At 68.8% G+C, this 13,248-nt stretch carries 11 protein-coding genes; 4 read left to right on the top strand and 7 right to left on the bottom strand.

Annotated features, from left to right (window positions below; genetic code table 11):
* Position 1 precedes the first annotated feature (1 nt).
* A complete protein-coding gene (locus WU80_RS11140; RefSeq protein ID WP_055402681.1) occupies positions 2-928 on the top strand; it encodes an aldo/keto reductase family protein in 927 nt (308 codons plus the stop codon).
* A complete protein-coding gene (locus tag WU80_RS11135) occupies positions 925-2,628 on the top strand; it encodes an FAD-dependent oxidoreductase (protein ID WP_055402656.1) in 1,704 nt (567 codons plus the stop codon). Before WU80_RS11140 ends, WU80_RS11135 begins: the two co-directional genes overlap by 4 nt.
* A gap of 6 nt (positions 2,629-2,634) precedes the next feature.
* Here the strand turns inward: WU80_RS11135 and WU80_RS11130 are convergent, their stop codons facing one another.
* Entirely contained in the window at positions 2,635-3,678 is a 1,044-nt protein-coding gene (locus tag WU80_RS11130; RefSeq protein ID WP_197281204.1) for a glycosyltransferase family 4 protein, read from the bottom strand.
* Positions 3,679-3,700: 22 nt separating this feature from the next.
* Positions 3,701-4,519, bottom strand: coding sequence for a class I SAM-dependent methyltransferase (locus WU80_RS11125; protein WP_055402660.1), 819 nt, complete (start codon positions 4,517-4,519; stop codon positions 3,701-3,703).
* Positions 4,520-4,696: 177 nt separating this feature from the next.
* Between WU80_RS11125 and WU80_RS11120 the strand changes: the two genes are divergently transcribed.
* A complete protein-coding gene (locus WU80_RS11120; protein ID WP_055402663.1) occupies positions 4,697-5,566 on the top strand; it encodes a hypothetical protein in 870 nt (289 codons plus the stop codon).
* Between the two features lie 41 nt (positions 5,567-5,607).
* Here WU80_RS11120 and WU80_RS11115 read toward each other — a convergent pair whose 3' ends face one another.
* The 5 genes from WU80_RS11115 to WU80_RS11095 all read right to left on the bottom strand — a co-directional run bounded on the left by WU80_RS11115 (position 5,608) and on the right by WU80_RS11095 (position 12,356).
* Positions 5,608-7,524 (bottom strand): glycosyltransferase, encoded by a 1,917-nt coding sequence (locus WU80_RS11115; protein ID WP_055402665.1) that lies wholly within the window; start codon positions 7,522-7,524, stop codon positions 5,608-5,610.
* Positions 7,521-8,984, bottom strand: coding sequence for an oligosaccharide flippase family protein (locus tag WU80_RS11110; protein ID WP_055402667.1), 1,464 nt, complete (start codon positions 8,982-8,984; stop codon positions 7,521-7,523). Before WU80_RS11110 ends, WU80_RS11115 begins: the two co-directional genes overlap by 4 nt.
* 6 nt (positions 8,985-8,990) lie before the next feature.
* Positions 8,991-10,493 (bottom strand): sugar transferase, encoded by a 1,503-nt coding sequence (locus tag WU80_RS11105; RefSeq protein WP_231633804.1) that lies wholly within the window; start codon positions 10,491-10,493, stop codon positions 8,991-8,993.
* A gap of 65 nt (positions 10,494-10,558) precedes the next feature.
* Positions 10,559-11,128, bottom strand: a complete 570-nt coding sequence (locus WU80_RS11100; protein WP_055402669.1) for a dTDP-4-dehydrorhamnose 3,5-epimerase family protein — start codon at positions 11,126-11,128, stop codon at positions 10,559-10,561.
* Between the two features lie 37 nt (positions 11,129-11,165).
* Positions 11,166-12,356, bottom strand: coding sequence for a PPE family protein (locus tag WU80_RS11095; RefSeq protein ID WP_055402671.1), 1,191 nt, complete (start codon positions 12,354-12,356; stop codon positions 11,166-11,168).
* Between the two features lie 648 nt (positions 12,357-13,004).
* Between WU80_RS11095 and WU80_RS11090 the strand changes: the two genes are divergently transcribed.
* On the top strand, positions 13,005-13,248 hold a 244-nt coding region (locus tag WU80_RS11090), incomplete at its 3' end, for a helix-turn-helix domain-containing protein (protein ID WP_156371788.1).

Raw genomic sequence — 13,248 nt, 5'->3', positions numbered from 1 at the left:
GCTGAGGGTGAGCGCGGTCGGCTTCGGATGCGGCGGCCTGATGCAGTCGCCGTCCCGCCGCGAACGGATGGCCGTTTTGGGCGCGGCTCTGGACAACGGCATGACCCACTTCGACACCGCACGGATGTATGGCCTGGGCATGGCGGAGGCGGAGCTGGGGGCGTTCCTGCGCACCGTTCCGCGTGACTCGGTAACCGTGGCAACGAAATTCGGCATCGATGTCGGCGGCATGGCGCGGCGGCTCGGCCGGTTCCAGGCCCCGGCGCGGGCACTGCTGCGCAAGGCGCCGGCCCTGCGGGGTGCGGTCAAGCGCCGGCAGGCGACACCCGAGAGTGCCCGGACCTACGACGCGGGAATCGCCGCCCGTAGCCTCGACGAGAGCCTCGCCGCCCTCGGTGTCGATCACGTCGACATCCTGTTCGTGCACGGCCCCCGCCCCGGCGACACCGTCGCCGGCGACGAACTTCGCCAATTCTTCGAAAGGGCCCATGGGCAGGGCAAGATTCGCGCCTGGGGTGTCTCCCAGGACGAGGGGCTCGAGGTGGATTTCGCCGAGGCATTCACGCCGGGGGGCGTGAGCCAGGTGCGCGCCGATCTGCTCCGTCCGCCGCCGCGGCCGGCGGATCTCGCGTTCGGCGTGCTGCAGCGGGCTTACGCGACGCTGAGCGAAGCCTTGCGGTCGGACGCGGACCTGGCGGGACGGTGGCGCGAGGCGCTTCAACTGGATCCGCTCGCCCCCGGGGCTTTGCCCAAGCTGATCCTCGGGTCGTCGGCGACCGCAATAGGTTGCCGGGCAATCCTTTACAGCACGACCGACCCGCGACGCGTCGCCGAGGCGGCCCGCGCCGTCGCGGCGCCGCCGGACGCCGAAACGGTGGCGCGCTTCCTCGAGCTGGCGGCCCAGCTGCGCGGGGGTGCCGCCGCGTGATCCGGGGCCCGCGGGAGTTCGCCCCCGGCACGACGATCCAGACCGACGTGGTGGTCGTCGGGGCCGGCGGGATCGGCATCGCGACGGCGCTGGAACTCGCGCGATCCGGCATCCAGGTGGCGCTGATCGAAAGCGGCCTGCAGCGCAATGACAAAGCGGCACAACAGTTGTCGGCGCTGGGTTCGGGGCAGGACGACGAGCTACATGCGCGCAGTGAGCTGATGATCCGCCGACAGGTGGGCGGGACGACGGCGCTCTGGGGCGGCCGCTGCGTCAAGTTCGACCCCATCGATTTCGAGGACCGCCCGCTCACCGCGCAGGCGCCCTGGCCGATCGGCTTCGAGGACATCGAACCGTACCTGCAGAGCGCCTGCGACTGGGCGGCGTGCGGGCGGGCGGCATTCAACGCGCGAGACATCCCGGAGCTCGCGCACCGCGACATGGTCGCCGGACTCCCCGACGGCGACGTGCGCACCACCGATCTCGAGCGCTGGGCGCTGCCAACGCGTTTCGGGAGCGAGTACCGGACCGCACTGCGCGACGCCCCCACTCTCACCGTGTGGACCGGCCTCACCTGCACCGAGATCGTGACGATGCCGGCCGGCGACGCCGTCGACCATCTGGTGGTCAAGGCGCTCGACGGCCGCCAGGGACGGGTGGTCGCCACCGACTACGTCATCGCGACCGGCGGATTGGAGGCGACCCGCCTGCTCCTGGCGTCGGACCGCCACCATCCGGCCGGGCTGGGGAATGCGGGCGGTCACCTCGGGCGCTGGTACATGTCCCACGTCGAGGGCCGGGTCGCGCGCGTGCAGTTCACCACCGATCAGGTCATCTATGCCTACGAGCGGGACGGCGACGGGGTGTATGTCCGCCGGCGCTTCACCCTCGATCCGCGCCTGCAGCGTGCCGCCGGGATGCCGAATGCCGCTGTGTGGCTGGTGAATCCGCCGATCAGCGACCCCGGCCACGGCAGCGGGATCCTGTCCGGCGTCTACCTCACGCTGATCTCCCCGGTCGGCCGGTTCCTGCTCGCCGAGGCCATCCGCGCCAAGCACACCGAGACCGACGGTCCGCCCCGCATCCTGGCCCACCTGCGCAACATCGTGCGAGACCTGTTTCCCTCCATCCGGTTCGCGCTGACGTTCTCCTATGCACGGTTCCTCCGCAGGGGCCGCAAGGCGCCCGGCTTCTTCGTCAAGAGCGCCGACAATCGGTACCTGCTGCACTACCACGGCGAGCATCTCCCGCATTGGGAGAGCCGGGTCGAGCTCACCGACGACCGCGACGCCCTGGGGATGCGCAGGCTCCGTACCCACATCCACTTCTCCGAGGCCGACTTCGAGAGCGTCCGCGCGGCCATCACCGCGGTCGACGAACACCTCCGCCGCCATGGCGCGGGGCGCGTGGAGTGGCTGACCGACGACGTCGAGGGGTCGGTCCGCGAGTTTCTCGGCGGGCATGCCGGCTACCACCAGGCGGGGACCACGCGGATGTCGCACACCGCCGTGGGCGGCGTCGTCGACCCCAACCTGCAGGTCCACGGCGTGCGCGGGTTGTATGTCGCGAGCACGTCGGTGCTGCCCACGTCGAGTCAGGCCAACCCGACCCTGGTGGGCATCGCGCTGGGCGTGCGGCTCGCCGAGCACCTCGCCAAGTCCCGAACCGATTGCCGGCCTTCGGATTCGGAGACGGCCTGAACCACGTCAGCGCCGATCGGCCAGCACCTCGGCGATGACTTCGAGGAAGCGCCGCGCGACGATGTCGACGTCGCAATGCCGCGCGTAGTGGCGCGCCGCCTCGGCGCCGCGCTGCACCGCGACGGACGGGTCGGCCAACAGGTCGAAGGCGGCGGCCAGCCCCGCGACGTCGTCGACGCCGACCGGGGGGCACCCCGGCGGTTGGTACTCGGGTAGACCACCGGCGGTGGACACGATCGGCATCACCCCCAGCTGCATGGAGAGCACCTGCACGCCGCTTTGTGACGCGCGCCGGTAATGGGAGACCGAACCCTTCGCCGCGGCCAGTGTCGGGATGACGTCGGCGTAGCGGTAACTGCCGTTGCGCCAGCGGGTGTGCTTGGGCAGGGCGCCGGCGTCCAGGTCCCCGCCACCGATCAGCACCAGGTTGTCCCCGCGCCAGCCGCCGCCGACGATGTGGCGCTGCCACGCCTCGAGCACCACGTCGACGTTCTTGTACGGGTTGAGCCGGCCGAACATGACGAAGTCGCGTCGGCCCTCGGGTCCCACGAACGGTGGAACCCGGTGCGGGTCAATGTCACTGGCGAGCGGCACGACATGCACGGGGGTACCGGCGGCGTCACGGCGCCCGGCGACGGCGGTGGCGACGTAGTTGCTGTAGGTGATGGTGGCCGCGGAGCGGGCGCCCCACCGGTCGAACACCGCGCGTTCGTAGGAGGGAACCTGCTCGCCGGGGTCGTGCGGGCGGTCGTCGTGCACCACCTGGATGCGGGGAACCCGTCCGGCCAGCGCGATCCAGCGCGGATCGCGGACGATCTCGGCGATCACCACGTCGGGCCGAAACTGCCGCACCCGGCGCCACGCCTTGGCGGTCGGCAGCCACGTCGCGGCGGTCTTGAACCGCGGATCGAGCACCAGCTCGTAGTCGCGGGCGGCATCCGACTCCGGGTGCCGGTCGGAGGTGACCAGTAAGACGTCGGCCCCGCGCCGCAGCAGCCCTTCGGCCTGCACGCGCACCGCCGGCCGCGTCCATGGCGAAAGCCAAAGCACCCGAGGCGATTTCATGGCGATTTCATGGCCCCTCGGCCCGCAGGAAGACATCGGCGTCGGTCCACATGCGGGTTTCCAGCGCGCGTCGCGGAAACCCCTCGAGCAGGCCGGTGATGCGCGGGGAGGCGAGCAGCCGCCACGCCACGGGATTGATCTTGGCCCGCGTCCAGATGTGCAGACCCATGCCACCGAGCTGCCACCACCGCGTTTTGGAGGTGTGGAACTGCAGGCCGAATTGCCGTCCGATGAACTCACAAGTCGATTTCTGATAAAAGGTGATGTGCTGGCCGGTGGCAAAGGCGTAATACATCCATTCCTCGGGCGGCGGGGGCCCGCCGTCAAAGATCTCGGTCGTGAAGACGATGGTGTCGGTGCCGGTGGTCTCCAGCAGTTCGGCGACGAATCCGACCGGGTCGGTCAGGTGCTCCAGCACCTCGAAGGCGGTGACGACCGTGTAGGGCGGTCCGGGGCCCGCGTCCGCCTCGAAGCCCTGCGCGGTCAAGTTGGGAGAGTGCTTGTCGGTCCAGTAATAGTCGAAGCCGATGTCGCGCATCAGCCGGGTGAAAACACCGTAGCCCCCGGCCGCGTCGAGAAACCGGCCGTGGCGATCGAAGAAGAAGTAGAGCAGCACCGACATCGCCCGGGCCAGATACTGATTGCGCCACAACATCGTGGTGTCCGCCGCGGCGATGGGGCTGGCATAAGCCTCGTCGAGCCAATACGGCTCTTCGGTCTGCAATGCACCGCAGTTGTCGCAGAAGTAATATTTGCAGTCGTATTTGGCAAGGACCTGGCGGGTGAAGGCCAGAGTGGTGCCCGAACTGCAGATGCGGCAAAGCACGCCTATCCAACCCTCCCGAGCTGTCCCGCGCGGGACAATGCAGAACCTACGGCACGGTCAACGCCCTCGGCAAGCAAATCGGCGCCGAATTTTGCGGCGCGGACCGCCGTTGTGCAGCAGCGCTATTCACCGAACGCGCGGAATGCTTGCCCATTGCCGTGATAGCTTTAGCTTCCAATGGCCAGAAGCGCTACACCGCCACCGAAAGAAACGCTCCGGCAGAAGATCCGGCGCATTCTTGGCGGCGAAACGCGGGACCAGCTCAAGGATCTGATCCTTTTCGACCATTCCCAGTCGCTCAAGGCCAACCACCCCAACCCGCTCAACCGCGCCGGGAAGCGATGCTTCTCGGCGACCGACGAGGACGGGATAACGCTGGAAATCTTGCGCCGGATCGGTCTGCTCGACGGCGGTGTGTTCGCCGAATTCGGTGTCGGCGACGGAACGCAGAACAACACGCTGATCCTTGCCGCCCTGGGCTGGAAGGGCTTCTGGGTCGGGGGACAGGAACTGGCCGTCGCCGTCGAGGACCACCCGCGGTTCAGCTATCAGCAGGCGTGGATCACCGCGGACAACATCCTTGCGCTGACCCGGACCGGTCTGGCCCGCATCGACGCCACCGGAGTCGACGTGATCTCCCTCGACCTGGACGGCAACGACATCTACCTCGTCGAGAAGCTGTTGGCCGACGGCCTGCGGCCCAAGCTGTTCATCGTCGAATACAACGGCAAGTTCCCGCCGCCGGTGAAGTTCCAGATCGACTACGACCCCGAGCATGAGTGGCAATCCGATGACTACTTCGGGGCATCACTGAGCAGTTTCGCCGCGCTGTTCGACCGCTTCGGCTACCGCCTCGTGTGCTGCAACTCCCACTCGGGTTCCGACGCGTTCTTCGTCGACGCCGCCCTGTCCGAACACTTCGGGGACGTGCCGACCGACATCGAGCGGCTCTACGCGGAGCCCAGGTACTTCCTGTACGGCGGGTTCGGGCAGCACAAGACGTCCCCCCGCACGGTGGCGAAGATCCTGCGCCGGCGCCCGGCCTAGCCCCCCTGCGTCCCGCGAAAGTCAGTTATCGGTAGGCGTTTTCACAACACCGCGGTGATCGCGTCGAGGTAGGCGTCGGTCATCGCCTCCACGGTGTAGTGCTTGCGCATCCGCTCGAATCCGCGCCGCCCGACCGCCGGCAGCGCGTCCGGGTCCGCCAGGATCCGCGCCAGGGTCTCCCGCCATCCCGACACCGATACGGGCTCGACCAGAAATCCCGCGGCGCCGAAGTCGAGCATCTCCGGCACCGCGCAGATCGCCGATGCCGCAACGGGAACCGCCCGTGCCATCGCCTCGAGGATCACCAGTGGAAACGCCTCGGACCGGCTCGGAACGCACAGCAGGTCCGCATCGGCGAGCGCGGGCCCGGGGCCGGCCGACCAGCCAAGCCACCGCACCCGATCGCGCAAGCCGGCGGGCGTGAGCGCCTCCAACCTCTCGCGGTCCGGGCCGTCGCCGAAAATCGATAGCCGCCAAGCCATGTCGGGCAGGCCGCCGAGCGCCTCGATCAACAGGTGCGGGTTCTTGTGCTCGACGATGCGCGAGAGCATGACCAAGTTCAACGCCTCGCCGGCGGCCCTGGTCCGGGGCGCCGGGTCGCCGGCCAGGGCGACGCCGTTGGGCGCCACGAACCGTCGCCCCCGGAGCCGATGCTGAGCGACCAGCATGTCCCAATGCCGTTGCGCGAGAACGATGAACCCATCGGCCCGGCGCATGGCGGCGGTCAGCGGTCGCGAATAGATGGGCCGGTCCTCCTCCGGGGGGACGTGCGGCGCGACCAACCAGCGCCGATCACGACCGGCCGCACGCCACAACGTGGCGAACCCCGCCTCGGTGTTGGTGTCGGCGGTGATGAGCACCGCCGGGCCCGCGGGCAGGTCGACGACGGGCGCCCACCATGGCTGGCGCACCACGCGCACGGTGTCCGGGATCTCGGAGATCATCGGGCCGAACCGTTGCACGCAGACGATGGTGACCGGGTAGCCGCGGCGATCCAATTCTGCTGCCAGCAAGGCCTTTTGCCGTTCGGCACCGCCGTAGACCAGGCGGTTGGTGGTGATCACGATCGCGGGCCGGCCGGTGCGGGCGGTCCGCCGCGAGCGGCCCCGCGGGCTGGTGGCCGCCAGGTACATGTCCGCGTGATGCACGCTGTGCTGGTGTTCGAGCAGCAGCGCGGTGTTGGCTCGCGCCAGGTCTTGCTCGCGGCGGCGCCGGGCGGCGCTGCTCCCGACGTCCTCGGGCCCCGCGCGGGCGACACCCAGTTCGTCGGCCAGCAGGATCCGCCAGCCCGCCGCGCGGGCCCGGGCCTGCCAGTCGGCGGCCGCCCCGAAGTCGGCGAATTCTTCGTCGAAGCCGCCGATGGCGTTCCACGCCGCACGGCTGATCGCCAGGCAGGTGGCGTCCAAATCCCCGTCGACACCTTGGGTTTCGGCCGGTTGGCGGGCGTAGCGGCCCGTGATCGGCGAACGGCGCCGCGCGCGCGAACGGCCCGCCGCCAGCTCGCGGACCAAGGTCCGCCGGCGGGTCGCGACGTCCCACGGCGCCCAGCCGGGCACGGTGTCGTCGCGCGCCATCGGCGAAACCGCGCCCACCCGCGGCCGGGCGAGCAGTTCCCGGGTGCGGGTCAACGGACCGAGCAGGCGGGCGCCGGCATCCAGCAACAGCAGGTCGGCGTCACCCGGGACGCGCGCCACCAGCGCGTTAAACGCCTCGGCGAAGCCGAGTTTCGGCGTTCCCGACACCCAGTGAACGTGGCGGGCCGGCGGCTCCGGACGGTCCGCGCGGTCGTAGACGTAGACCGCAAGCTCGGGTAGCTGTTCGGCGACGCCGGCCAGGCAGCTCTCGAGCAGGGCGCGGTCGTCGGCGACGATCAATACCGCGAGCGGACGCCCCGGCGGCAGTGCGGTTGCGTCGCCGGCCGGCGCCTGCAGATACTGCCGGTCCAATTCACGCTTCATGCCGCCAGCTGACTTCGGCGCAAGGAAGTCACGTCCGACCAGCGCAACGGGCCCACCGCCGCGCTGGTGACCAGGTAGACGACGGCGGCCAGCGCGAGAACGGGAATGACGTGATGCTCCCGCAGCAACAGGGCCACCGCGGCGCTCGCTCCCGTCGGTATCAGCACCCGCAGCAGGAACATCACCGGCGTACGGTAGCCGCAGTGCCGGCGCAGCCACCAGCTGCTGACGACCATGTTGAAGAACTCCGTGCACACCAGGGCGACGCCGGGGCCGACGGCGCCGAACCGGCCGGCGAGGGCGAGATTGAGCGCCACGTTGAGCACCAGGGTCGCGACCGTCAGCCACAACAGGATCCGCTGGTGATGGCTGGCGACCAAACCCTGGCCCAGGGTGCCGCTGACGAATCGCAGGGCGGCCGCGACGAACAACAGCGCCAGCGTCGGCGTCCCGCGCGCGATGAACGCCTTGTCACCGAACAACCCGATCAACGGCCCGGCCAGCAGCGCGCCGACCACCGCGACCGGGACCGCCACGAAGTACATCAGCTCCACGCTGCGGCGCAGGAAGCCGGCGAACGCGGCGACATCGCGCGCGAACAGCTCGGTGGCCGTCGACAGCGTCGACTTGAGGAAGACCAGGGAAACCACGATGGTGTTGAACGCGATCGTGAAGGCCAAGCCGTACACGCCCACCTCGGAGTGGGTGCTCAGCAGGGACAGGATCACGCCGTCGGCGCGGCAGTACAGCAGTCCCACGACAAGAAAACCCATCAGCGGCAGGCTTTCCCGCAACAGGTCGGCGGCCTCCCGCGGCGCGAAGACCGGGCGCACCGAGATGTGTCGCATCGCCGCGGCGCCCTGGATGATCAGCTGCACGGCGGGTGGGATGAGTTGCGCGACGGCGAACCAGATGACGTCCGCGCGTTGGGCGACCAGGAAGGCGACCATGCCCAGCGCGCCGAGCCGGCCGACGACGTCGGAGATGGCCACCGCGGAGAACCGGACGGTGGCAAGGAAAACCGGCTCGAACCGCGTCGTCATGGTTTGCATCAGCAGCGCCCCCGACAGGACCACGAGCATCACGCGCACGTCGGTGTCGCGATAGATGAGCAACCCGGATCCGGCGGCCAGCAACGCGAGCGGAACGCAATAGATCAGGGCCATGCCGCTGTTCACGCGCACCAGGCGCTCGAGGTCGCCCCGCCCGGAGGTCACCCGCCGCACGATCACGGTGGCGATGCCCAGATCGGCCAGGCTGGTCCACATGGCGATGAAGAGGACGGCGATGGATAGCAGGCCGTAGCGTCCAGGGCCCAGGTAGCGCGCGGTCATCGCCACGGAGACCACCGAGGCCAGCATGCCCAGGGCGCGGCAGATCAGCTGGATCGAGAACGCGTGAGCCATCCGCGAGAGCGGAACCGACGGGACGACCGCGCCAGGCGTCGTCGGCTCGGTCATGACTCCCTAGTATGCGCCGTGACTGGTGAGAACGGCCTTAACCGTCTTGGCGACGATCATCAGGTCACCCGACATCGACCAGTTGTCGACGTACGACAGGTCCAGCCGCACCGACTCTTCCCACGACAGGTCGGACCGGCCGCTGACTTGCCACAAACCGCTGACGCCCGGCTTCACCAACAGCCGCCGCTTGACGTCGCCGTCGTAGTTTTCGACTTCCCGCCGCAACGGCGGGCGGGGTCCGACCACGCTCATGTCACCCTTGAGCACGTTGATGAACTGGGGCAGTTCGTCGATGCTGAACCTGCGCAGAATCCTGCCGACTGGGGTGACCCGCGGGTCCTGGCGCATCTTGAACAGCATCCCGCCGGCGCCCTCGTTGTGCGCCAACAGCTGCTCAAGCTGGGTGTCGGCCCCGTCGGTCATGGTCCGGAACTTGAACATGGTGAAGGGCTTGCCGTCGATGCCGATTCGCTCGGCCGGGTAGAACACCGGGCCCTTGCTGGTGAGCTTGATGGCGATGGCGGCCGCGATGAGGATGGGCGCTGTGCCGATGAGGGCCGCCAGCGAGAACAGGAAGTCGAACACCTGCTTCTGGAAGCGTTGCGTCCCTTCGTATTGCGGCTTTTCGACGTGCAGCAGGGGCATTCCAGCGGTGGGGCGCAGGGTCAGCCGGGCTTCGGCGACGTCCATCACCCCGGGCGACACCACGACGTCGACGTCCATGGTCTCGAGCTGCCACATCAGCTCCCGGATCCCGTGCATCCCAAAGTGATCCGTCTGCGTGACCGCCACGGTGTCGGCGCCGCAGCGTTGGATCGCCGCCACCGCGTGGGTGACGTCACCGAGGATCGGCACCGCGCGGCCGCCGAGGGTGATGGTGTTGCCGCGCGGCGGGCCGTACCCCGGGATGCACACGCCCACCACGACGTAGCCGTCCAACGGGTTGCGGGCCAGTTCGTGGGCAAGGTGGGAGACGGCCTGCCGGTCCCCGATCGCCAGGACCGTGGTCTGGCAGTGGCCAAGCGTCCGCATGCGGGTGATGTGCTGGCGCCACAGACTGCGGCTGCCGAGCAGGCCGATGGTGCCGATGGGAAGCGCGATCGCGAGGTATCCGCGGGCCAGGTCGACCTTGGCCAGCAGCGTCACCATCGCGATGATTCCGAAGGTCCAGAACGACGCGCTGCCGATCCGCCGGTACTCGTCGATGCCGGCGCCGATGACCCGCGGTGAGCGCGTCTGGAAGGCCGCCAGCGACGACAGCCACAGCGCCGCGAACAGGAGGGACAGCAACGTCATGCTCAGGTCCGAGTAACCCGACGTGTTGGCGATTTCACCGAATCGGACGTGCTGCGCGAGCAGCACCGACGCGCACACGATCACGGTGTCGGTGATGCGCAGCCGGTGCGAATACCGGTGCTGCCAGCGCCGAACGGGATTCGCACCGGGGGCGGGCGCCGAAGGGGCGGTGACCGGCAACGCGGTGGTGCGGCGAGACAACGACGTCATGGCGGCCGGTTTCCGCTTCTGCGGCCCTGGTTCGACGTACATGACATCCACCAATTCCTGGGTCATCAACGGCTCAGACATGACGCTGCACTCTCGATCGACGGGTAATTGGTTGTTCGTGAGGGCCAACTGGCATCGCGTTCGGAGATCACCGTGACCGGCAACGGCCACACGATCCCGAATTCGGGTTCGCTCCAATGGAATCCCTGCTCGTCGAACGGCGCCGGCGGACCGCTGACCTGGTAGCTGACCTCGGTGTCGTCGACCAGGGTTTGGAAGCCGTGTGCCACGAACGGCGGCAGGAACAGCGCCCGGTAGTTCTCGGCGCTCAACTCGACCATCGTGTGGTCGCCGTAGCTCTTCGACCCGGGGCGAATGTCCACCGCGACGGCGGCGATGGCGCCGCGGGTGCAGCGGATCAGCTGGGTCTGGGCGTGCGGCCCCTGGTGGTGCAGACCCCGCACCGTGCCGCGGGTGTAGTTGAAGTAGATGTGCGTGTGGGTGACGTCGAAAGTCAGCCCACGACTGGCGAATTCGTCGGCGCAGTAGGAACGGGAAGAGAAGCCGCGATGGTCGCGCTGCGGTTCGAGGTCAATGATCGTCACGCCGGCGACCTGGGTGGGCGTGTACTTCACTTACCGCTCCTTAGCATCACGGGCAGTTCTGGCCGGATCATCCGTATCCGGCGGACGGCGGGCGGGTCATCACGGTGGGGATGACGCCGTAACGGGGTCCGAGGTTCTTGCCCGACGCGGCGGCCAGGCGCGGCAGCGAGCCCATGATGCTGGGGGGCGTGTTGGCGCCGGCGAGGTTGATGGCCGGCAGCGCGGACGCGGCGCTCTGCGCCGTCGGGATCACGCTGGTCCAACTCGCCGGCACCGCAAGCGGTCCCAGCGACGCGGCGCTGCCCAGGCTGCCGGCGACACCCGACCCGAGCGAGCCCAGCGATCCGAGCGCGCCGACGCCGGTGCTCGCCGCGCTGGCCGCCCCCGACGCCGCGGTGCTCGCGGCCGCCATCGCCCCGTTCGCCAAGCCTTGCGCGGTCTGCGCCATGCCGAGGATGGAGGACATGCCGTACAACGGCGTGGCCGCGGCCATGAAGTAGGTGGGCACGGAGCTGGGCAGGCTGGACACCAGGCTGTCCATCAGCGACGACGTGGCGGAGCCGGTGCCGCCGGTGGCCGCGGTGGTTCCGCTTGTCAGCGCGCTGACCGGTGAGGAAAGCCCCTGCAGGGTGTTCGGCACCGTGGAGACCACGTTCGAGAGCGTGGTGTGGGTCGCCGCCAACGTTCCGGCCTGGGCGACCGCGCTGCCCTGGCTGGCCACGCCGGCCGGGTTGGCGACGTCCGGCGGCGGGGTGAAGGGGGTCACCTCGCACGCGGCCGCCGAACCCGCGGCGTACTCGTACATCGCCGCGGCGTCCTGCGCCCACATCTCGCCGTACTCGGCCTCGGTCGCCGCGATCGCCGCGGCGTTCTGGCCGAAGAAGTTGGTGGCGATCAGGGTGGCGAGCTGGACCCGGTTGGCGGCGACGGCCGGCGGGGGAACCGTCATCGCGAACGCCGCCTCGTAGACCTCCACCGCGAGCCTGGCCTGACCGGCGGTTTCGGCGGCCCGCGCCGCCGCGCCGGCGGTCCATGCCATGTAGGGAGCGAAGGCGGACGCCATGGTCAGCGAGGAGGGACCCAACCAGCGGCCCGTCGTCAGGCCCGCGATCACCGTCCGGTAGAAGCTCGACGCCGAGTACAGCTCGGTGGCCAGGCTGTCCCAGGCCACCGAGGCGGCCACCAGCGAGAGCGGGCCCGGCCCGGCATACATCCGCGCGGAGTTGAACTCCGGGGGAAAAGCGCCGAAATCGATCACGTCAGACCCCGGCCCTACCGGACATGCCGTACCCCAACCCCTGGATTCCGCAACTATCCATACTTAAAGTATGGTTACTGGCATATGCGCCAGCGAAGAGTATTTGGCCTGCTACTGGGAAGGCACTAAGTCCCTTCCTGGGCCCCCTGCCTGCGGACTGCGCCAGCGCACGTGGCCTAGTGGTCACGACCGGCATGTGGTTCTCCCTTGCGTCCTACAGGTGGTCGGAAAGCGGGCGTCTTGGCTGCTCATTTGCCCGGATCCGGGGGTTTGAGAGATGGCCGTCCACAAACTGACTTTCTGATAATAGCATATAAAGCATACCAATAGTTTGTAAAGAGCGTGTGATCTAAACTACAAGTATTTACGGGAGCGTCAAGCCGCCGAGCCCGGCTGCTAACCTCAGACGTGGCCCACGTACTGCCCGGGGTGGCCGGTCGGTGTTGATTCGAACCGCACACGAACCGAGGTGTATGCCCTGCTCACCAACCTGATGGCGATTGACCAGGTCAGGGCCGCAAACCCCGACGAGGTCGCTCGCGTTATCCAATGCCGACGTGAGGGGCCCCGACAATCCCACCGGGTCCATGTTTCCGCGCGCGCGGCGTCGTGTATTCCGGGCGTACGAGAGCTGAGCTGGCAATACCGATGACGACCCATTCGACCGATGGACGCGCCGACGCGACGCGGCGGCAGATCCTGCGGGCCGCCTCGCATCAGTTCGCCCGCCGGCCGTACCACGACGTCGGCCTCGACGACATTCTCGCCGAGGCCCAGCTCACCAAGGGCGCGATGTATTTCCACTTCAAGTCCAAACACGCGTTGGCGGTGGAGCTCATCAACAAGCAGATCGCCGCGGCGACCGTCGCCGTGGGAGACCTGCTGACGAGGG

It is taken from the genome of Mycobacterium sp. UM_11 (genome assembly GCF_001414075.1).
GTDB lineage: Bacteria > Actinomycetota > Actinomycetes > Mycobacteriales > Mycobacteriaceae > Mycobacterium.
The sequence above is the reverse complement of the archived record's forward strand: the minus strand, read 5'-3'. Positions and strand labels throughout refer to the sequence as shown.